This window comes from Paenibacillus sp. p3-SID867 (genome assembly GCF_025142895.1).
GTDB lineage: Bacteria > Bacillota > Bacilli > Paenibacillales > Paenibacillaceae > Paenibacillus_AQ.
Window position 1 is genome coordinate 206,067 of record NZ_JAMBDM010000003.1, and the last position, 18,160, is coordinate 224,226.

Below are 18,160 nucleotides of genomic sequence, written 5' to 3' on the forward strand. Positions count from 1 at the left end.
TTAGGTCAGCCGTCTTGTACATAAAGCACGGACGTTCCCTTCATAATAAGGAAAGTTTTGAACGAACCCATAACAATATTCTGGAGGATTGAACCGTGAACAAAGGGGCGAAGACGGAGGCAGGGAACTTGAAATGGTGGCAGCTATCGCTGCTGGGGGTTGCATCAACGATCGGCACAGGGTATTTTCTCGGATCTGCATTAGGTATCCGGCTGGGAGGACCGGCTTTTCTTCTATCGATAATACTGGCGGCGACAGCCACCTTCTTCGTATTTGATGTGCTGTCAAGGATGACGGCCGAGGACCCGCAGAAGGGCTCGTTCCGAACCTACGCCAAAAAAGCCTATGGCCGATGGGCAGGCTTCTCTACAGGATGGATGTACTGGTGCTCCGAAGTGTTGATCATGGGGAGCCAGATGACGGCGCTTGCGATTTTCTCGCGTTTTTGGTTTCCTGGCATTCCGATGTGGATATTTGCGTCAGGTTATGCCGTATTGGGGCTGTTTGTCATATGGATCGGGAACAAAGGCTTTGACCGGCTGGAGAATGTATTGGCTGTGATTAAGATCGCCGCGATTGTCATGTTTCTCGTCATTGCTGCTGCCGCCCTGATGGGGTGGTTAAAAGGAGGGTCGAAGCTGCACGTTCCAGGCAGCCTGAACGCAATTTTTCCGGCAGGCGGCATGGGCATGTGGTCGTCCCTGATTTTTGCGTTTTATGCCTTTGGCGGAATCGAAGTCATGGGGGTTATGGCGATTCGCTTAAAGAATCCGAAGGAAGCGCCTAAAGCAGGTAGAGTGATGATTCTGCTGCTATCCATCGTATACGTTCTTTCTATTGGGATGGCGGTGATCATGGTGGCCTGGAATCAATTCTCCACGACGAAAAGTCCCTTTGTGGTGGCGCTAAGCTCCTACCAGCTTCCTTTTATCCCGCATATATTTAATGCTGTATTGATTATAGCCGGTTTCTCGACCATGGTTGCTTCGCTGTATGCTGTGACGACGATGCTGGTTACGTTATCCGAGGATAAGGACGCTCCCAAGTTGTTTGCCATGAAAAAGTTTAAGCGGGATACGCCTATATATGCACTATCCCTTACAGCTGTCGGATTGATTGTATCCATTGTGTTGTCACTGCTCATGCCAGGCAAAATTTATGAGTATTTGACCACCGGTGCAGGACTTATGCTGCTGTATAATTGGTTCTTCATCCTCATATCGGCGGGCCGGCTTATAGAGCTTACGGTTTGGGGCAAGATCAAACGATATATCGGAATGCTTCTGATTGCGGCTGCTGTATGTGGAACCGCACTGCACCCCACGAGTCGGCCGGGGCTCTGGATCAGTCTTGGGTTTATTCTGGTAATCGGTCTGGTGGTACTATGCATGCGCTCCGTGTGGAAGAAATCCGGGCAAGGCCATGCCAGAGAGGCGGACAAGCCCAAGCTTCGTCCTAAGCCGGCCCGTTAGAATATGAGCGGATATAGCAGGGCAAGAGCTCGGATTCCAAAATAAACGCCGAAGATGATCAACGAGATTCCGGAAAGAATGGAGACCAGGGAAAGGGCTCTATTGCTCAAATATCGGCGGAATACGCTGCCAAGCGCAGCCATGAACAAATCCCATATCACGACTCCAGCGATAACGGCCACGCTGTAGAGGAACAGATTTCCGGATCCCTCATCCGCCGCAGTTTTGATAAGAATGGAGCCGTAAATGCCAAGCCAGAATAGAATCGTCATCGGATTGGATACGGACATGAGAAATCCGGAGAGCATACTTCTCCATATTGAATCTTCACTACTCTCTTGGCTGATCGTCACTTTATGGGCATTCAGGATGCTTTCCAGCCCGGAGTAAATAAGAACAAAGGCACCAAACAGCCAAAGGAAGGTCTGCATAAACGGCGTACTCAGAAAGTGAACAACGCCCAGGTAGACCAAAATCATATAAAGGATATCCGCCAGGACCGCGCCGATGCCAAACAACCATGCATGCCAAAAACCTTTCTTGATCCCCTTGTCGAGCTGCGCTGCATTGACCGGGCCTACGGGGGCTGATAGAGAAAGGCCCAGAATCATGTAGCTAATAAAAATACTCATTGACTTCCACCTCTCGTCATGAACATGGATAAGTAAGAAAGCTTGTACCCTCATGCTCGTACATTGTATTCAGCACATGGACAAACTAAAACTTAAGATTGGAAATTTTTTTCTGTCAGGTAACTGACCAGCAAACCGCGCAGCTCACTCTGCGCGGTTTTGTTTGGATTCGATTATTTGGTAGGATATAGATTGGTATTAGAAAGCAGATTTCTCAGCATTTCATATCATGAAGAAGGGGGCCATCAAGATGAGTCATCCATTTCGGATTACGGTATTGTCAGACACTCATATGCCAAGAAAAGCGAAAGAGCTCCCAGCCTCGCTGCTTGAAGATATAAGGCATTCGGATCTTATCCTTCATGCTGGTGACTGGTCCAATTGGGAGCTCTATGAACAGCTTAGTCAATATGCCACGGTGGAAGGTGTAGCCGGAAATGTGGACGATGAGCGGATTATCGAACGGTTAGGTTACAAGAAGCTGGTCGAAATCGAAGGCAAACGCATCGGTATGGTGCATGGGCACGGACAAGGAGGAACAACGCCCTCTCGCGCAAGGAAGGATTTTGCGGACACGGAGGTGGATTGTATCTTGTTCGGTCACTCCCATATCCCGTTTAAAGAACATGTGCAAGGGGTGCTGCTCTTCAATCCCGGTTCCGCCACGGATAAAAGGCGGCAGCCCCGGTACTCCTATGGAAGGATGCTCATCGAGAACGGAATACTGGAGGCGCATCATGTTTTTTACGATCAGAAGTAAGCATATTTGAAGGCAATGGTAAAATCAGTAAGGGGTTGCCTGCTTTTGAAATATCCCGCTTGAGGTTAATTAATAGAAGTCCCCGATATGGTAAATCATGTGGATGAGAGGATTGTTATGTTAAAGGAAGAAAAGTATGAGCATGTAATTCAGGTGGGCCTGTCCGGCTGGGGAGATCATGACAAGCTGTATGATGAAGGGGCGAGGCCTTCGGACAGGCTGGAAATGTACAGCCGGCATTTTCCCCTCGTGGAGATGGACAATTCGTTCTATGCCATACCGTCAGCGGAACAAATGAATAAGTGGGCAGCTGCCGTCCCAGACCACTTCGGTTTTATTGTAAAAGCTTATCAAGGCATGACAGGTCATGCACGCGGCCAGGGCAAGGACAGATATCCTAGCGTCAAAACGATGTTTGATCATTTGCTCACGTCAGTTGAGGAGTTGCGGGCTGCGGACAAATTAAGGACCGTTCTGTTTCAATACCCGCCCTGGTTCGGGTGCGAACGCAAACACGTGGACATTCTGAAGCGGACGCGGGAGTGGATGAAGGATGTGCCCGTAGCCCTGGAATTTCGGCATCAGAGCTGGTATGCGCCGGAGTTTCGGGAGAGGACGCTTGAGTTTATGCGAAGCGAGGGCTGGATTCACAGCATCGCCGATGAGCCGCAAGCAGGTATTGGATCCGTACCGGTCGTTCTTGAGACAACGGGTACAGAAGCTGTGATGATCCGGATGCATGGACGAAACGCCGAAGGGTGGCACTCCAGCGGTCAGACCAACTGGCGCGAGGTGCGATATTTATACCGTTACAGCTTAGAGGAATTGGAGCAGTGGAAGGGATGGATCGAGCAATTGCTTGAGAAGTCGAAGCAGTGCTGGATCATATTCAATAACAATTCGGGAGGCGATGCTTCCGATAACGCCAAACAGCTTCTCCGGCTGCTGGGGATGGATACCGGACCTGAACCGCTGCGGCAGATGGACTGGCTGGAAGTGGATACTTTTTCAGAATAATGACTTTAATTGGAACCCTATACAGAGAAATGGGTGGTTCATGGACAAATCGTCAAAAAATTGACGCAAATTCATCTGTTTCTGAGATCATTATTATATATAAAGGGTATTTTCGGTATTGAGGCCAAGTGTATTATAATGTAATCGTAAGAAAACGTTTATTTAATGTAAAATGCAGTACGTAAAATGTAAAATTAGAAATTCCGTCCTTGAGCAATCAAAATAATCTGACGGAGGGAGTCAGCGATGAAGACCCTTGACAGAATGACAGATGGACCTTGGCAGAAATATCACGGTCCGAACTTGGGGTACATTCAAGATCAGTATGAGAAGTTTTTGCAAGACCCGCAATCTGTGGAGCCAGGATACCGTGAGCTGTTCGCCAGCTGGGGACCGCCTCCATCTTTGGAAAACAATGAAAAGAAAGCGGATTCGCAGGGACAAGGTGTTAGCTACGACCCGCAATTGTTGAAAAAAGGGGTAGCTGCCGGCAAACTGGTATGGAACATTAGAACCTACGGTCATCTGGCCGCCGACATTGATCCGATTGGAATTGGAAACGAAGCTGACACGCGTCTGCTTCAACCAGAAAGCTACCAACTCAGCCAAGCGGATTTGGCAGCCCTGCCTGCAGAGATCGTCTGGGAGGAGGCTCCTAGCGATATCAAGAATGGCTTAGAGGCAATCCAGCGGCTGTTACAACTATATACAGGCTCCATTGCCTATGAATTTAGCCATGTTCACGATGAAGAAGAACGCAAATGGCTCAACGAGCAGGCAGAATCGGGACGTTATTTGTCCGCCATGAGCGTAGAAGAGCGCAGGGGGCTTTTGAAAAAGCTGCTTGAGGCCGAGCAATTCGAGGAATTCCTGCACCGCACGTTCGTAGGTGCGAAACGCTTCTCGGTTGAGGGCAACGAAGCACTTGTACCGCTGCTTGACGAGATTGTTCGCCAAATGGCCGAAGTGGATGTCAATTCCATCCTCGTGGGGATGGCACACCGCGGTCGCTTGAACGTCCTCGCTCATGTACTGGGCAAGGATTACAGCAAGATTTTCTCGGAGTTCATGCACTCTCCGAATAAACATCTCGTTCCATCCGAAGGCTCCATGGGCATTAACTATGGCTGGACAGGTGACGTGAAATATCATTTGGGCGCGGACCGTTATCTGAAGAAGGATGAAGCACGGCAGGTTCGGATTACCCTTGCGAACAACCCGAGTCACCTGGAGTACGTCAATCCGGTGGTTGAGGGCTTTGCTCGTGCTGCTCAGGAGGATCGCAGTGAAGCGGGTTATCCGAAGCAGGATGTAAACAAAGCGCTGAGCATTCAAATTCATGGTGATTCCGCGTTCCCTGGCGAAGGGATCGTGCCGGAAACCTTGAACTTTAATAAACTGCCGGCATTCCGTACGGGCGGATCGATTCACATTATCGTGAATAACCGTATCGGATTTACGACAGAAGGCAAGGATTCCAGATCCACTCATTATGCGAGTGACTTGGCGAAAGGATATGAGATTCCGATTATCCACGTGAACGCGGATGATCCGGAAGCATGTATCGCGGTTGCTCGTCTAGCCAGCGATTATCGCAACAAGTTCAAGAAGAGCATTCTGATTGATCTTGTCGGTTACCGGAAATATGGCCATAACGAAACCGATGATCCGGAAACAACCCAGCCGCTGATCTACCAGAAGGTGAAGAACCATCCAACCGTCAGCACGATTTATATGAAGAAACTGGTGGATGGAAACATTCTGACCCAAGAACAAGTGGACGGTCTGAAGAATAGCGTTCTGGAGGTCCTGAAGAATTCTTACGAGAGCGTGAAGTCGAAGGATCCTGTTGATCAGATCCTGCTTGGACTGAACGCTACGGACGGTAAATCCAAGACGGAAGCAGCTACGAATGTGTCTGCAGAAGTGCTGCGCGGGATTAATCGCGAGCTCCTGCAGTGGCCGGAAGGCTTTACGGTATATCCGAAGCTTCAACGTATTCTCGAGCGCCGCAGCAACTCGCTCGACGAGGGCGAGAAGGTGGACTGGGGTCATGCCGAAACGCTGGCTTTCGCTACGATTCTTGCCGACGGCAAGCCGATCCGGATTACGGGACAGGATGCCGAACGTGCAACGTTTGCCCATCGTAACCTCGTGCTTCACGATGCGGTTAATGGAGAGACCTTCTGCCCGCTGCACCGGTTGCCGCAAGCTAAGGCATCGTTTGCGATCTATAACAGCCCGTTGACCGAAGCAGCCGTCGTTGGATTTGAATATGGCTACAATGTGTACTCTCCGGAGACTTTAGTGATCTGGGAAGCGCAGTATGGTGATTTCGTTAACTGTGCCCAGGTTATCATTGATCAGTTCATCACGGCCGGCCGCTCGAAGTGGAGACAGAAGTCCAGCTTGGTTATGCTGCTTCCTCACGGGTATGAAGGAAATGGTCCTGAGCACTCCAGTGCAAGACTGGAACGCTTCCTCCAGCTGAGTGGAGAAGACAACTGGACGGTTGCGAATCTGACTTCCGCTGCTCAGTATTTCCATCTGCTGCGCAAACAGGCTTCCTTGACGGAAACGGAAGATGCCAGACCGCTGGTGATTATGGCACCGAAGAGCTTGATTCGTAATCCGCGCGTGGCATCGCCTGTGAACGCGTTCAGTGAGGGCGGTTTCCAGAAAGTGATGGAGCAGCCGGGTCTTGGCCAATCACCGAAGAAGGTGGAGCGCCTTGTTCTGTGCTCGGGGAAAGTTGCCATCGATTTGGAGGATGCGCTGGATAAGCAGAAGGATCAGGATCAGTCCTGGATTCATATTCTTCGTGTGGAACAGCTGTATCCATTCCCTAAAGAAGAAATTTCCCGTGTGCTGCAGAAGTATCCGAACCTGAAAGAGATTCTGTGGGTTCAGGAAGAACCTCAGAACATGGGCAGCTGGAGCTTCATGGAACCAAGAATTCGTGAAATTGCACCTAAAGGCACAGAGGTCCGTTACAGCGGACGTCCTGAGCGTTCCAGCCCTGCTAGCGGCTATCAGGATGTTCATGCTTATGAGCAACAGACCATCATTTCTTTTGCCCTTAATCGTAAAACTATAAATCAAGAGATCTCATTGGGGAGGTAGCGGCTGTGAGCGAAATTACTGTACCAGCTATGGGCGAATCCATCACCGAAGGAACGATATTCAAATGGCACGTTAAAGAAGGGGATAGCGTTAACATCGGTGATGTGCTGCTCGAGTTAGAAACGGATAAGGTTAATCTTGAAATTAGCGCAGAGTCTGAAGGCGTTGTGGAAAAAATCCTTCGTCAAGAAGGGGAGAATGTAACGATCGGTGAAGTCATCGGTCAAATTTCTCCGCAGGAAGGCGTTGCAAGCGCACCGGCAGCGAAGGCGGCTGAAGCTCCAGCATCCGCACAAACGGAGGCTGCTCCGGCACCCGCAGCAGAAGCACCGAAGCCGCAAGCTCCGGTACCGGCTCAGAACGAGGAAGGAGCGGGTCTGACTGCATCGCCATCCGCACGCAAACTGGCTCGTGAACGCGGGATTGATCTGGACCAGGTACAGGGCCGCGATCCAATCGGTCGGATTTACCATGATGATGTGAAGAATCATAATGAAGCCAAGCAGCCTGCTGCACCAAGCAAGCCTGCAGCTTCCACTGCCGCACCGGCAGCACAAGCTCCGGCCGCTGAGTATGGCAAGCCGGTAGAACGCACTCGCATGTCCCGTCGTCGTCAGACGATTGCGAATCGTTTGGTCGAAGCGCAGCATACGGCTGCCATGCTGACTACCTTCAATGAAGTGGATATGACAGCGATCCTGGATGTGCGCAAGCGTCGTAAGCAAGCTTTCCAAGAGAAGCATGACGTAGGCCTCGGTTTCATGTCCTTCTTCACCAAGGCGGTTGTAGGTGCGTTGAAGAGATTCCCGCATCTGAATGCCGAGATCGATGGCGATGATATTGTTGTGAAGAAATTCTATGATATCGGTATTGCGGTGTCCGCGAAAGAAGGACTTGTTGTTCCGGTCGTGCGCGATGCAGATCGTCTTGGCTTTGCTGAGATTGAGAAGGAAATCGGCAATCTGGCTGCGAAGGCTCGAAATAATGCGCTGTCCTTGTCTGAACTGCAAGGCGGTACATTTACGATTACGAATGGCGGCGTCTTCGGCTCGCTGTTGTCTACGCCGATCCTGAATACGCCGCAGGTGGGTATCCTCGGCATGCACAAAATCCAGCTTCGCCCGGTAGCGATTGATGCTGAGCGTATGGAGAATCGTCCTATGATGTACATCGCATTGTCTTATGATCATCGGATCGTTGATGGTTCCGAAGCGGTTCGCTTCCTGGTAACGGTTAAAGAGCTCCTTGAAGATCCAGAGTCGCTGCTTCTGGAAGGCTAACTATCCAAGCTTTGCGACACAATCATAATAAGAAGGCCGCATGGACATTGCCATGCGGCCTTCTTACATTAGCGATTATGATTTTGATTTATCGTCTTCGTTCGGATCGGGGAGATCCCGAGGATTCCAATTTTCAGCCTGAGGCTCCACATCCTGATGTTTCTTCACCTTGTCTCTTTGTTCCTGAGAGTCATTCTCCGCATTCTGCTGATTGCGTACTTCCTCGCTGTTGGGTTGTTTCATGGGAATACCTCCTTCAGTCGATATAATACATACATACCCGGTATGGCAAAAGACAAACAGGCCTCGGACATCAAGTCATTTGATTTTCATTGGGGTTGAAGTTAACATGGTAACTGATAGTCCATTACATAAATCATGATCATTATAGATAAACGAGAGGAGAGATAGGCATTATGGCGAATCCATCCCAGCGTACGCTGCTATTTACAGGTGCGTATGCGGAAGACAACCAAAGCGGAATATGCGTATATGAATTTAACGAGGATAGCGGCGAATTGAAGCTGCTTGATGAGGTGTCCGGCATTAAGAATCCGACCTTCCTGAACGTGGACCCGGAAGCCAGACGTTTATATGCCATTGGCGAAATTTCAGAGGATGGCGGTAAGGCTGGCGAGGTCATCAGCTTTGAGATTGACCCTATTGCCGGCAAGCTGACCGAAGGCAGCCGTGTTCGCAGTGTGAGCAGCTCTACTTGCCATATCCAGCGAGATGAAGCGAGTAAGTATCTGATTGTTTCGAGTTATCATGGAGGGTTGGTAGGCCTTCATGCAATCGGTAAGGATGGACAAGCCGGTGAACTGCTGGATGAGAAGAAACATGCCGATCTCGTAACTGTGCAGGGAGATCAGCAATCCAGAGCGCATTCGGCGTTTTACAGTCCGGATGGTCAATACGTGTTCGTACAGGACTTGGGACTGGACAAAATTCTCGCTTACACGGTAAATGAGAATGCCCAAGAATTGAGCTTTCATGGCGAAACCCAGCTGGAAGCGGGCGTAGGCCCTCGTCATCTGGCGTTCCACCCAAGCGGTGCTTACGCATATGTCATCAACGAGCTGAATTCCAGTGTCACGGTGCTTCGCTATATCCAAGACGAAGGTCGTTTTGAGGTACTGGAGACGATATCGACACTGCCTGCGGATTTTGACGGGGAGAGTTACTGCGCCGAAATCGCCGTGTCTGCGGATGGCAAAACGGTATATGGATCTAACCGCGGACATGACAGCCTTGTTGTATTCAACGTGCATGAAGATACCGGTCGCTTAAGCCCGGTCCAATATATATCGACAGAAGGCGGGCACCCGCGTCATTTTACACTCATGCCGGGTGGCAAGTTCTTGGTTGTTGCCAATAGAGATGGGAATAACCTGGTATTGTTTAAGGTGAATCCGGAGGATGGCAAGCTTGCCTTTACAGGATATATGGTTTCGCAGTCCAAACCGGTATGCGTAAAACCAGCGGTATTCCAGCTTTAGGTTCGAAAGAACAAGTAATCGCATAGCGAATGAACTTAGAGATCGTTCTTACGGCTCAAGTGGTAAGCTGTTTGCCATGATGAGTCGAGGAGCGGTTTCTTTTTTACCTGACAGGAGATTTCGAGCAGAGAAGAGATTGATTACGTACACGCATCATAACAGCTCGAGGTACCAAGATTCAGACACGGACTCGTTGGGTTATCTATAATCAAGAAAACTTAAACGAGGAGGTTGTGGCAATGTCAACTAATCAACGTTTGGATGGTAAAGTAGCCATCGTTACCGGTGCTGGTTCCGGAATCGGCCAGGCCGCAGCCCTTCTTTTGGCAGACCAAGGAGCTAATCTGCTGTTGATCGATATTGATCGTGAACGTGTGGAGAAGGTTAAACAAACGATTGAACAAGGCGGGGGCGAAGCGCTAACCGGCAACTGTGACATTTCCAAAGCGGAATCGCTGAAAGATTGCTTTAGCCAGGCTGCCGAGAAGTGGGGAAAGATTGATATCGTGTTTGCCAACGCCGGGATCAACGGGACCAAGGCCCCGATCGAGATCATGGAGCTGGATGAATGGGATGCTACAATCAATACCAATCTAAGAGGAACGTTTGCCACGGTTAAATACGCGATTCCCTATTTGAAGGAGCATGGAGGAAGTATCATCATTACGAGCTCCATTAACGGTAACCGGGTGTTTACCGGCTTTGGTTTCTCAGCCTACAGCACCACGAAGGCCGGGCAGGTGGCTTTCATGAAGATGGCAGCTCTGGAGCTTGCACGTTATAAAATCCGGGTGAATGCCATTTGCCCCGGCGCGATTGCCACCAACATTGATGAGAGCACCATCGCGAAGCCAGAGCTGGACGAGGTGACGATCCCAATTGAATATCCGGAAGGTGATCAGCCTCTGGCGGATGGACCGGGACAGCCTTCACAGGTTGCCCAGCTTGTAGCATTTCTTGCATCCGATGATGCCTCCCATATTACCGGCACTGAAATCTACATTGATGGGGCGGAATCCCTCATTCATTGATCTTCCACAACGATCGATTTGACAAATTCGGGCGTTTTCCTCATAATGAATGAACGTATTGTCAAATTGAATAGTGGTGATGAAGATGGGCATGGGGATTGTCGTTGTGGAAATATGCGACAGCAACTTGATGAGTGCTTTGGAGCTTGAGCATCTTGAGGAATTGTATCCCGAAATCGCTGTCCTGCGGGCGGATTGCATGAATCTTTGCGGTCTGTGCAAGCTGCGGCCATATGCACTGGTGAATGGTAAACGTGTATTCGCGGCAACGACGGAAGAATGCATCGAGAAGATCAAAGCTGCTATCGAAGCTGAACTGGCTGTTTTCCATGATATTTAATACGTCTGAATGCAGACGAGATTGTATAGTAAAAGGGCAAGGTGCGAGTGATTCGCATCTTGCCCTTTCGTTTGGTTATAGCATTTATGGCTGGGTTGGCTCAGGAAGCATTGTGGCTTGCAGCAACAATCTCTTCACACTCCGCAGAACAGCAGCTATGATGAAGCTCCTCACACTCTTCGCAGCATACATGCTGCAGGTGGCAAGCGTCATTATCGCAATTGATGTACCGATCTTCCGGCTTTCCGCAATGGTGGCATTTACCAACGATGACATCCTCGTCCGTTTGATTGATCGGCACGGCAATACGCTCATCAAATACATAACATTTCCCGTCGAACAGACGGCCTTGTACTTCAGGGTCTTTACCGTAGGTGACAATGCCGCCCTCAAGCTGGGCAACGTCTTTGAAACCTTCCTTAAGCATGAAACCGGTCAGCTTCTCGCAGCGAATGCCCCCTGTGCAGTAAGTCAGGATGGTTTTATCCTTGTGCTCGCTCAGGTTCTCGCGAATCCACTCCGGAAACTCACGGAAGGATTGCACCTCTGGACGTATCGCATTGCGGAAGTGGCCGATATCGTATTCGTAGTCATTCCGCCCGTCGATGACGATGACATCATCACGCTGCAAGTGTTCAAAGAATTCCTGGGGCGACAAGCGTTTTCCGCTAATCTCGTTGGGGTTGAGTTCATCCTCGACACGAAAAGTAACGAGTTCTTCGCGGTGACGGACAAACATCTTTTTGAATGCATGTCCTTCGGAAGGGTCAATCTTAAACACCATGTCCGCAAATAGCGGGTTGGCGTGCATATCCTGCATATATTGCTCAGTTTGTTCAATCGTGCCGGATACCGTGCCATTGATGCCTTCGGAGGCAACCAGGATACGTCCTTTGAGTCCAAGATCTTTGCAGTATTGCAGATGCTCGTCTTTGAACGCTTCAGGGTCCGGGATTTGAACAAATTTATAATAGAGAAGGATCTGATAGTTCTGTTGCTCTGACATGATTTAATCACCTGTTCTTTTATATATTCAGCCATACGTGTACCTATAGAATTGTAGTGAATTCACTTCACATAGTCAACTTAAATGTATAGAAAGTTTGCCATGATATGTGAATTTAAGGGGTTTCACGATTGCAGGAAAGCGGTTATGATGAAGGGGTGAGCTTGAGAACACTTTCAATTATTGGAGGCGTTGAACAGCATGGTACATATCGAGCAAAATGCACTCGTCTTGTTTCAAGGCGACAGTATTACCGATTGCGGGCGAAATTACGAGGAGTCAGACAGTTTGGGGCATGGATATGCGCTGATGGCTGCTGCCCGGCTTGGAATGGAGCTGCCTTTGAAAAGGCTGCGTTTTGTAAACCGCGGAATCAGCGGTAACCGGGTCGTCGATCTGCGGGGGCGCTGGGAGGAAGATTGCATTGACCTGGATCCGACATGGGTATCCATCCTGGTCGGTATTAATGAGACCGGCAGGAAGTATAACCGGGGGGAAGCAACGTCCGTGGAAGCCTACTATGAAGGGTATCGTGAGCTGCTTATCCAAACCCGCGAGTTAACCGGCGCGAATTTTATTCTTATGGAGCCGTTCTTGCTGCCTGTTACGGAAGCGAAGAAGGAATGGCGGGAGGATCTGGATCCCAAAATTCAGGCCGTTCGCGAATTATCGCGAGAATTTGAGACGCTGTACGTTCCACTCGACGGCATTTTTGCTGCAGCCAGCTCCAAGATAGAGATGAGTTACTGGGCATCTGACGGTGTTCATCCTTCCCCCGCAGGTCATTCGCTCATGGCAGAAGCGTGGTTAGCGACGATGCAGGGCCGGTCCATTTTGTAGACGTTCCGAATTTTTTCTACTATATAAATAATATTTCGTTTAGCTGACATCCCCGGAAGCGTGTAATGTCCGGGGATGTTCTTTATGTAAACCATTACACGCTTTATAAAATCTTGATTGACGAAAACAATTGGGTACATATAAAATGTTCATAATAGACCGTTGTTCAATTGGAACGACCTATTTTTTGACTTTAATGCTTTCGTCGATGAAAGCGGGGAAGCGTTGTCGCTTTATGTAGAAAATTATGGTTTAAGAACGAAGCGGTTAACAAATGAGAGGGGAATCATGATGAAGAGAAAAATGTGGTTATCACTTACACTCTCCGCACTGCTGGTTACAGCTGTAGGATGCGGGGACAAGCCGGAAGGTGGCGGTACGACTCAAACGGGCAGCGGCGGAGAAGCGGAGAAGAAATCCTATAGCATCGCTATTTCGCAGATCGTAGAGCATCCATCCTTGGATGCAACGCGGGAAGGCATTCTGGCGGCATTGAAGGAAGCCGGAATTTCCGAGGAAGACAATACGCTGAAAATCGATTATAACAATGCGCAAGGCGATCCAGCGAACAACCTGTCGATCGGCCAGAAGCTGAAGGATACGAAAGCGGATCTGGTGGTCGCAATTGCAACCGATTCGGCACAGGCTGTGGCACAGAACGTGAAGGAGAAGCCGGTCTTGTTTGCAGCGGTGACAGATCCGCTTGATGCGAAGCTGGTCAGCGATTTGAAGAAACCCGGCGGCAACATCACCGGGGCATCCGATACGAATCCTGAAGCAACCAAAGAGTTGATGAATTTTGTTAGTACTCATTTTCCAAATGTTAAGAGAATTGGTTTGGTCTTAGATGAAGGAGAAGCAAATGCGGTTGTTATGGCCAACACAGCAGAAGAGGTACTTTCGGAGCATGGAATCGAGCTTGTAAAAGCTGCCGTTACCAATACTTCGGAAGTGAAGCAAGCAGCGGAATCGCTAGTCGGTAAAGTCGATGCCTTTTATATCACGCTAGATAATACTGTAGTAAGTGGAGTCGAGACAATTATTCAGACAGCACAAAAAAATAAAATTCCGTTCTTCTCCAGTGACCGCGATACGGTGGAGAAGGGGGCTTTTGCAACGGTTGGATTTAAGTATTACGACCACGGCTATCAAGTTGGACAGATGGCTGTAGAGATCCTGAAAAACGGCAAAAATCCGGCGGACATGGAAATCACGAAGCCGGATAAGCTGGATCTGATCCTGAACACGAAGGTTGCGGCTGAATATGGAATTGAAGTGACCGACGCCATGAAACAGGAAGTCAAAGACCCGGACAACAACATCATTGAGTAACTGTAAGGCGCGGAGATAACAGCCCGCGCCTTGCTTAATCCTAAAGGAGGTCAAAGACATGCTGGATTTCGTGATGAAGCTGGATGGTCCGATTGAATTGGGGCTGCTGTATGCGTTGATGGCGCTCGGTGTATATATTACGTTCCGAATATTGGATTTTCCGGATTTAACAGTGGATGGAAGTTTTACGACAGGCGCAGCGATTGCAGCGATTCTGATTACCAACGGTGTGAATCCATGGCTCGCTACGCTGGCTGCATTTGCCGGAGGGATGTTAGCCGGTATCTGTACAGGATTGCTGCACACCAAGGGTAAGATCAATGGATTGCTCTCAGGTATTATTATGATGATTGCGCTGTACTCGATTAATATGAGAATTATGGGCAAGCCTAACATCTCACTAAGCCAGGAAAAAATTATCTTCGGAACTATTGATCCGATCTATATTATGTTGGTAATCGTGATTATCGGAAAGCTACTGCTGGATGCATTCTTCCGCACGGACCTTGGCCTTGCGCTGCGGGCGACAGGTGATAACAAGCGGATGATCCGCAGCTTTGGTGCGAACACGGACACAACAACCATTCTGGGACTCAGCATCTCGAACGGACTGGTAGCTTTATCCGGGGCTGTGGTGGCCCAGCAATCCAGTTTTGCGGACATCGGCTCCGGTATCGGAATGATTGTTATCGGTCTGGCATCCGTTATTATTGGCGAAGCCGTGCTGGGGACCGGTTCGGTGTTCCGGACGACGCTGGCTGTCGTCTGCGGTTCGATTATTTATCGGATTGTTGTTGCTGCTGCTTATGAGATCCCATGGCTCGAAGCGTCGGATTTAAAATTGATCACAGCGATCATTGTCATTATTGCTCTCGTGGTTCCGACCATCAATCGGGCGATGAAGCAGCGTTCACAGGCACGGAGGCGCTCAACCGAACTGTTAGCTACGCAAGGGAAGACCAAAGGAGGTGCGCTCTGATGCTGGAAATGAACCGTGTGTCCAAGCTGTTCAATCCGGGAACCGTGGACGAGAAGATTGCCTTGATGGATATCAATCTTCACTTGAAGCCGGGGGATTTCGTAACGGTTATCGGAAGTAATGGTGCAGGCAAATCTACGCTGATGAATATTATTTCCGGGGTAATGAAGCCCGATGCGGGCGAAGTACGCATTGACGGCACTTCAATTGGCCATCTGCCGGAATATCGTCGCAGCCGTTGGATCGGCCGGGTATTTCAGGATCCGATGGCCGGCACTGCGCCGCATATGACCATTGAAGAGAATCTGGCGATGGCTCATCGCCGCGGTCAGTCCCGTGGACTCAGCATTGGCGTTACAGCCTCCAAGCGCGCTGGTTTCCGCAATCATTTAGAGCGGCTCGGCATTGGTCTCGAGGATCGGCTCCGGGCCAAAGTAGGGATGCTGTCCGGAGGGGAACGTCAAGCGCTAAGCTTGCTGATGGCGACCTTCACGCAGCCTCAAATTCTGCTGCTGGATGAACATACGGCAGCGCTTGATCCGGCGCGTGCGGAGCTGATCACCCGAATAACCGATGACATCGTACGCGACATGAAGCTGACCACGCTCATGGTCACGCATAACATGGAGCAGGCCATCCGTTTAGGCAATCGCCTCATTATGATGGACAAAGGACGTATCATTCTGGATGTAAACGAAGAGCGCAAGAAATCTCTGACGGTGGAGCAACTGCTCGGGGAATTTGAGCAGATTAGCGGCCATAAGCTGTCGGATGATCGTTTGGTTCTTGGGTAAACATCTTGCGTTGAGACGGAAAACATGTTAACGAATATAACGCTAAGCCTTCAATCTTGACAGGCTTAGCGTTTTTTTATACGCTAATTTTTTCCTGGCCAGCAAACTACAGAGGTCGGTTAATCATATGACTGGTTTCAATTCCATCGCTTTTTGCAAGGATTCCTGATAACGTGTTAATGTTGGGTGAGTCACATCTTTAATCGGGAATAACATCAAGAGTGTGCTTTGAAATGCCTGACGACCGCTAAGCTTGAACTAGCGGACATTTGAATGTAGGAGGCTTATTTCTTCATGGTCGTTCGTAAAGATGATCTGCAGATGAAAATATTATTATAGTGGAAGATGATAAAACAATTGCGTCCGGGCTGGAATATTCGCTGCAGCAAGATCGCTTTTCTACCGTTCTTTGCTATGATGTCGAATCTGCAAAAAAAGTGCTCACTGAAGATATAGATCAATTCGCTCTATGCTTATTTGATTTATCGCTTCCGGATGGAAGCGGTTATGAATTGTGCAAAATGGTGAAAGAACGACGAGATATTCCGGTCATCTTTTTAACGGCGATCGACGATGAGGTCAATGTTGTTATGGGGCTTGATATGGGAGCCGATGATTATATTACAAAGCCTTTTCGTATTCGCGAGCTTCTCTCGCGGATCAAGTCCGTCCTGCGGAGATACCATAAGTCGCCTCAGACCCAAGGGATTATTAACCTGAACCAGGTTCGCATGAATACGCTGGAAGGAAAAGTGTATAAAAACGGCGCCGAAATTTCATTGACCGCTTTGGAGTATCGCTTATTGTTGATTTTTGGTAACCATATGGGGCAAGTTCTGTCAAGAAATCAGCTTTTGGAGCAGATTTGGGACGTGGCAGGCGACTTCGTGAACGACAATACGCTAACGGTATATATCAAAAGGCTACGGGAAAAGCTGGAGGATGATCCGCAGCATCCCACGATGATCAAAACGGTACGCGGTTTAGGATATAAGGTTGGTGATTAGATGCTGCGTAATCGAGAGGTTCAGATTTTATTGTTGATTATGGGTTCCATCAGTTTAGCGGGGGGCGTTGCGGCTGCTTTTATTTCGTCTGTAGCTGCGGCGCTCGTTTTCATCATGTCTATTTTACTTATGGGAAGCAGTCTGTTATTCACGAGATGGAGATACGGCGAACTTGAAAAGCTGTCCGTCTATTTGCGTGAAATTAGCAGCGGTAATTATTCACTTGACGCTCGCGATAATCAAGAAGGTGAGCTTAGCATTTTAAAGAATGATATTTATAAAGTGACGCTTATGCTATCAGAGCAGAGGTCGCTTCTGCAGCGAGACAAAACGGGGCTAACGGATGCCATTTCCGATATCTCGCATCAGCTTAAAACGCCCCTTACCTCCATGACGGTGATGGCGGATTTATTAAGCAAACCCGACCTGCCTGCAGCGAAAAGAACGGAGTTCACTCGCAATATCCGTATTCAGCTTGAACGAATCGATTGGCTTGTTTCTTCCTTATTAAAGCTATCGAGAATCGAGGAAAAGACCATCCAGTTCAAAAGAGATCAAGTATTCGTTAATAAGCTTATACAAAAGGCATTAGAACCGGTGTTGATTCCGATGGAAATCAAGGACCAAGCGGTTTCCATCAAAGGCGATGACAACGTCTCTTTTGTCGGAGATTTCAAATGGACGGCCGAAGCGCTCATTAATATATTGAAAAACGGCGTCGAGCACACGCATGAAGGCGGACGTATAGCCATTTCTTTTTCCGAAAATGCGCTCTTTACGGAAATTATCATTGCCGATAACGGAAAAGGAATTCCAAAAGAAGATTTACCGTATATATTTAAACGTTTTTATAAAGGGAAAAATGCGAGCGAGGGGAGCATCGGCATCGGACTTGCGATGGCTTACAGCATCATTGCGAGTCAGAACGGAGTGATTGATGTGACAAGCAGCTGCGACAAGGGTACGCAATTTCGAATTAAGTTTTATAAACAAGTAATTTAATCGTATGTGACTAAATTGTCATCTTGGCAGTCACTTGAAAGTCATT

Annotated in this window: 17 protein-coding genes; 14 read left to right on the plus strand and 3 right to left on the minus strand. The window is 48.9% G+C overall.

The window, feature by feature from the left end; all coding sequences use genetic code 11:
• The first annotated feature begins 95 nt into the window (after positions 1 to 95).
• The gene (locus M4D81_RS07095) at positions 96 to 1,472 is read left to right on the plus strand and encodes an amino acid permease (protein ID WP_260065286.1); all 1,377 of its coding nucleotides are present in this window, start codon (positions 96 to 98) and stop codon (positions 1,470 to 1,472) included.
• Here the strand turns inward: M4D81_RS07095 and M4D81_RS07100 are convergent.
• Positions 1,469 to 2,104, minus strand: a complete 636-nt coding sequence (locus tag M4D81_RS07100) for a LysE family translocator (RefSeq protein ID WP_260065288.1) — start codon at positions 2,102 to 2,104, stop codon at positions 1,469 to 1,471. The genes M4D81_RS07095 and M4D81_RS07100 overlap by 4 nt on opposite strands.
• A 250-nt stretch (positions 2,105 to 2,354) precedes the next feature.
• Here M4D81_RS07100 and M4D81_RS07105 point away from each other — a divergent pair, with 250 nt between their 5' ends.
• The 4 genes from M4D81_RS07105 (at position 2,355) to odhB (ending at position 8,284) form a co-directional block, all read left to right on the plus strand.
• Positions 2,355 to 2,864: a metallophosphoesterase family protein gene (locus M4D81_RS07105; protein ID WP_260065290.1), complete on the plus strand. Its 510-nt coding sequence runs from the start codon at positions 2,355 to 2,357 to the stop codon at positions 2,862 to 2,864.
• Positions 2,865 to 2,981: 117 nt separating this feature from the next.
• Entirely contained in the window at positions 2,982 to 3,881 is a 900-nt protein-coding gene (locus M4D81_RS07110) for a DUF72 domain-containing protein (RefSeq protein WP_260065291.1), read from the plus strand.
• A 246-nt stretch (positions 3,882 to 4,127) separates the two neighbouring features.
• Complete coding sequence (locus M4D81_RS07115; protein ID WP_260065293.1) at positions 4,128 to 7,004, plus strand: 2-oxoglutarate dehydrogenase E1 component; 2,877 nt, start codon at positions 4,128 to 4,130, stop codon at positions 7,002 to 7,004.
• 5 nt (positions 7,005 to 7,009) lie between these two features.
• Positions 7,010 to 8,284 carry a 2-oxoglutarate dehydrogenase complex dihydrolipoyllysine-residue succinyltransferase gene (odhB, locus tag M4D81_RS07120; RefSeq protein WP_194543476.1) on the plus strand — a complete coding sequence of 425 codons (1,275 nt, stop codon included), beginning with the start codon at positions 7,010 to 7,012 and terminating at the stop codon, positions 8,282 to 8,284.
• Between the two features lie 75 nt (positions 8,285 to 8,359).
• On the opposite strand, the gene M4D81_RS07125 is transcribed toward odhB, so the two are convergent.
• Positions 8,360 to 8,527 carry a hypothetical protein gene (locus M4D81_RS07125; protein ID WP_260065296.1) on the minus strand — a complete coding sequence of 56 codons (168 nt, stop codon included), beginning with the start codon at positions 8,525 to 8,527 and terminating at the stop codon, positions 8,360 to 8,362.
• Between the two features lie 173 nt (positions 8,528 to 8,700).
• Here M4D81_RS07125 and M4D81_RS07130 point away from each other — a divergent pair, with 173 nt between their 5' ends.
• From M4D81_RS07130 to M4D81_RS07140, 3 genes are all read left to right on the plus strand, one after another.
• Complete coding sequence (locus tag M4D81_RS07130) at positions 8,701 to 9,783, plus strand: lactonase family protein (RefSeq protein ID WP_260065298.1); 1,083 nt, start codon at positions 8,701 to 8,703, stop codon at positions 9,781 to 9,783.
• A 239-nt stretch (positions 9,784 to 10,022) separates the two neighbouring features.
• Positions 10,023 to 10,814 carry an SDR family oxidoreductase gene (locus M4D81_RS07135; RefSeq protein WP_260065299.1) on the plus strand — a complete coding sequence of 264 codons (792 nt, stop codon included), beginning with the start codon at positions 10,023 to 10,025 and terminating at the stop codon, positions 10,812 to 10,814.
• A 91-nt stretch (positions 10,815 to 10,905) separates the two neighbouring features.
• Entirely contained in the window at positions 10,906 to 11,154 is a 249-nt protein-coding gene (locus M4D81_RS07140; protein ID WP_260065715.1) for a YuzB family protein, read from the plus strand.
• Positions 11,155 to 11,254: 100 nt separating this feature from the next.
• Here M4D81_RS07140 and trhO read toward each other — a convergent pair whose 3' ends face one another.
• The gene (gene trhO, locus M4D81_RS07145) at positions 11,255 to 12,160 is read right to left on the minus strand and encodes an oxygen-dependent tRNA uridine(34) hydroxylase TrhO (RefSeq protein WP_260065300.1); all 906 of its coding nucleotides are present in this window, start codon (positions 12,158 to 12,160) and stop codon (positions 11,255 to 11,257) included.
• A 201-nt stretch (positions 12,161 to 12,361) separates the two neighbouring features.
• Here trhO and M4D81_RS07150 point away from each other — a divergent pair, with 201 nt between their 5' ends.
• From M4D81_RS07150 to M4D81_RS07175, 6 genes are all read left to right on the plus strand, one after another.
• A complete protein-coding gene (locus M4D81_RS07150; protein WP_260065301.1) occupies positions 12,362 to 13,000 on the plus strand; it encodes an SGNH/GDSL hydrolase family protein in 639 nt (212 codons plus the stop codon).
• 291 nt (positions 13,001 to 13,291) lie between these two features.
• Entirely contained in the window at positions 13,292 to 14,332 is a 1,041-nt protein-coding gene (locus M4D81_RS07155; protein ID WP_260065716.1) for an ABC transporter substrate-binding protein, read from the plus strand.
• Between the two features lie 58 nt (positions 14,333 to 14,390).
• The gene (locus M4D81_RS07160; protein ID WP_260065302.1) at positions 14,391 to 15,311 is read left to right on the plus strand and encodes an ABC transporter permease; all 921 of its coding nucleotides are present in this window, start codon (positions 14,391 to 14,393) and stop codon (positions 15,309 to 15,311) included.
• Positions 15,311 to 16,105 carry an ABC transporter ATP-binding protein gene (locus M4D81_RS07165; protein ID WP_260065303.1) on the plus strand — a complete coding sequence of 265 codons (795 nt, stop codon included), beginning with the start codon at positions 15,311 to 15,313 and terminating at the stop codon, positions 16,103 to 16,105. The genes M4D81_RS07160 and M4D81_RS07165 overlap by 1 nt, the downstream gene beginning before the upstream one ends.
• A gap of 329 nt (positions 16,106 to 16,434) precedes the next feature.
• Positions 16,435 to 17,112, plus strand: coding sequence for a response regulator transcription factor (locus tag M4D81_RS07170; RefSeq protein ID WP_260065718.1), 678 nt, complete (start codon positions 16,435 to 16,437; stop codon positions 17,110 to 17,112).
• Positions 17,113 to 18,114 (plus strand): sensor histidine kinase, encoded by a 1,002-nt coding sequence (locus M4D81_RS07175; protein WP_260065305.1) that lies wholly within the window; start codon positions 17,113 to 17,115, stop codon positions 18,112 to 18,114.
• Positions 18,115 to 18,160: the final 46 nt, after the last annotated feature.

What these genes read in the sequence shown, in the direction of transcription:
- M4D81_RS07100 (WP_260065288.1), bottom strand. Translation starts at nt 2,104, where the DNA reads ATGAGTATTTTTATTAGCTACATGATTCTGGGCCTTTCTCTATCAGCC.
- M4D81_RS07105 (WP_260065290.1), top strand. Translation starts at nt 2,355, where the DNA reads ATGAGTCATCCATTTCGGATTACGGTATTGTCAGACACTCATATGCCA.
- M4D81_RS07110 (WP_260065291.1), top strand. Translation starts at nt 2,982, where the DNA reads ATGTTAAAGGAAGAAAAGTATGAGCATGTAATTCAGGTGGGCCTGTCC.
- M4D81_RS07115 (WP_260065293.1), top strand. Translation starts at nt 4,128, where the DNA reads ATGAAGACCCTTGACAGAATGACAGATGGACCTTGGCAGAAATATCAC.
- M4D81_RS07125 (WP_260065296.1), bottom strand. Translation starts at nt 8,527, where the DNA reads ATGAAACAACCCAACAGCGAGGAAGTACGCAATCAGCAGAATGCGGAG.
- M4D81_RS07130 (WP_260065298.1), top strand. Translation starts at nt 8,701, where the DNA reads ATGGCGAATCCATCCCAGCGTACGCTGCTATTTACAGGTGCGTATGCG.
- M4D81_RS07135 (WP_260065299.1), top strand. Translation starts at nt 10,023, where the DNA reads ATGTCAACTAATCAACGTTTGGATGGTAAAGTAGCCATCGTTACCGGT.
- M4D81_RS07140 (WP_260065715.1), top strand. Translation starts at nt 10,906, where the DNA reads ATGGGGATTGTCGTTGTGGAAATATGCGACAGCAACTTGATGAGTGCT.
- trhO (WP_260065300.1), bottom strand. Translation starts at nt 12,160, where the DNA reads ATGTCAGAGCAACAGAACTATCAGATCCTTCTCTATTATAAATTTGTT.
- M4D81_RS07150 (WP_260065301.1), top strand. Translation starts at nt 12,362, where the DNA reads ATGGTACATATCGAGCAAAATGCACTCGTCTTGTTTCAAGGCGACAGT.
- M4D81_RS07155 (WP_260065716.1), top strand. Translation starts at nt 13,292, where the DNA reads ATGAAGAGAAAAATGTGGTTATCACTTACACTCTCCGCACTGCTGGTT.
- M4D81_RS07160 (WP_260065302.1), top strand. Translation starts at nt 14,391, where the DNA reads ATGCTGGATTTCGTGATGAAGCTGGATGGTCCGATTGAATTGGGGCTG.
- M4D81_RS07165 (WP_260065303.1), top strand. Translation starts at nt 15,311, where the DNA reads ATGCTGGAAATGAACCGTGTGTCCAAGCTGTTCAATCCGGGAACCGTG.
- M4D81_RS07175 (WP_260065305.1), top strand. Translation starts at nt 17,113, where the DNA reads ATGCTGCGTAATCGAGAGGTTCAGATTTTATTGTTGATTATGGGTTCC.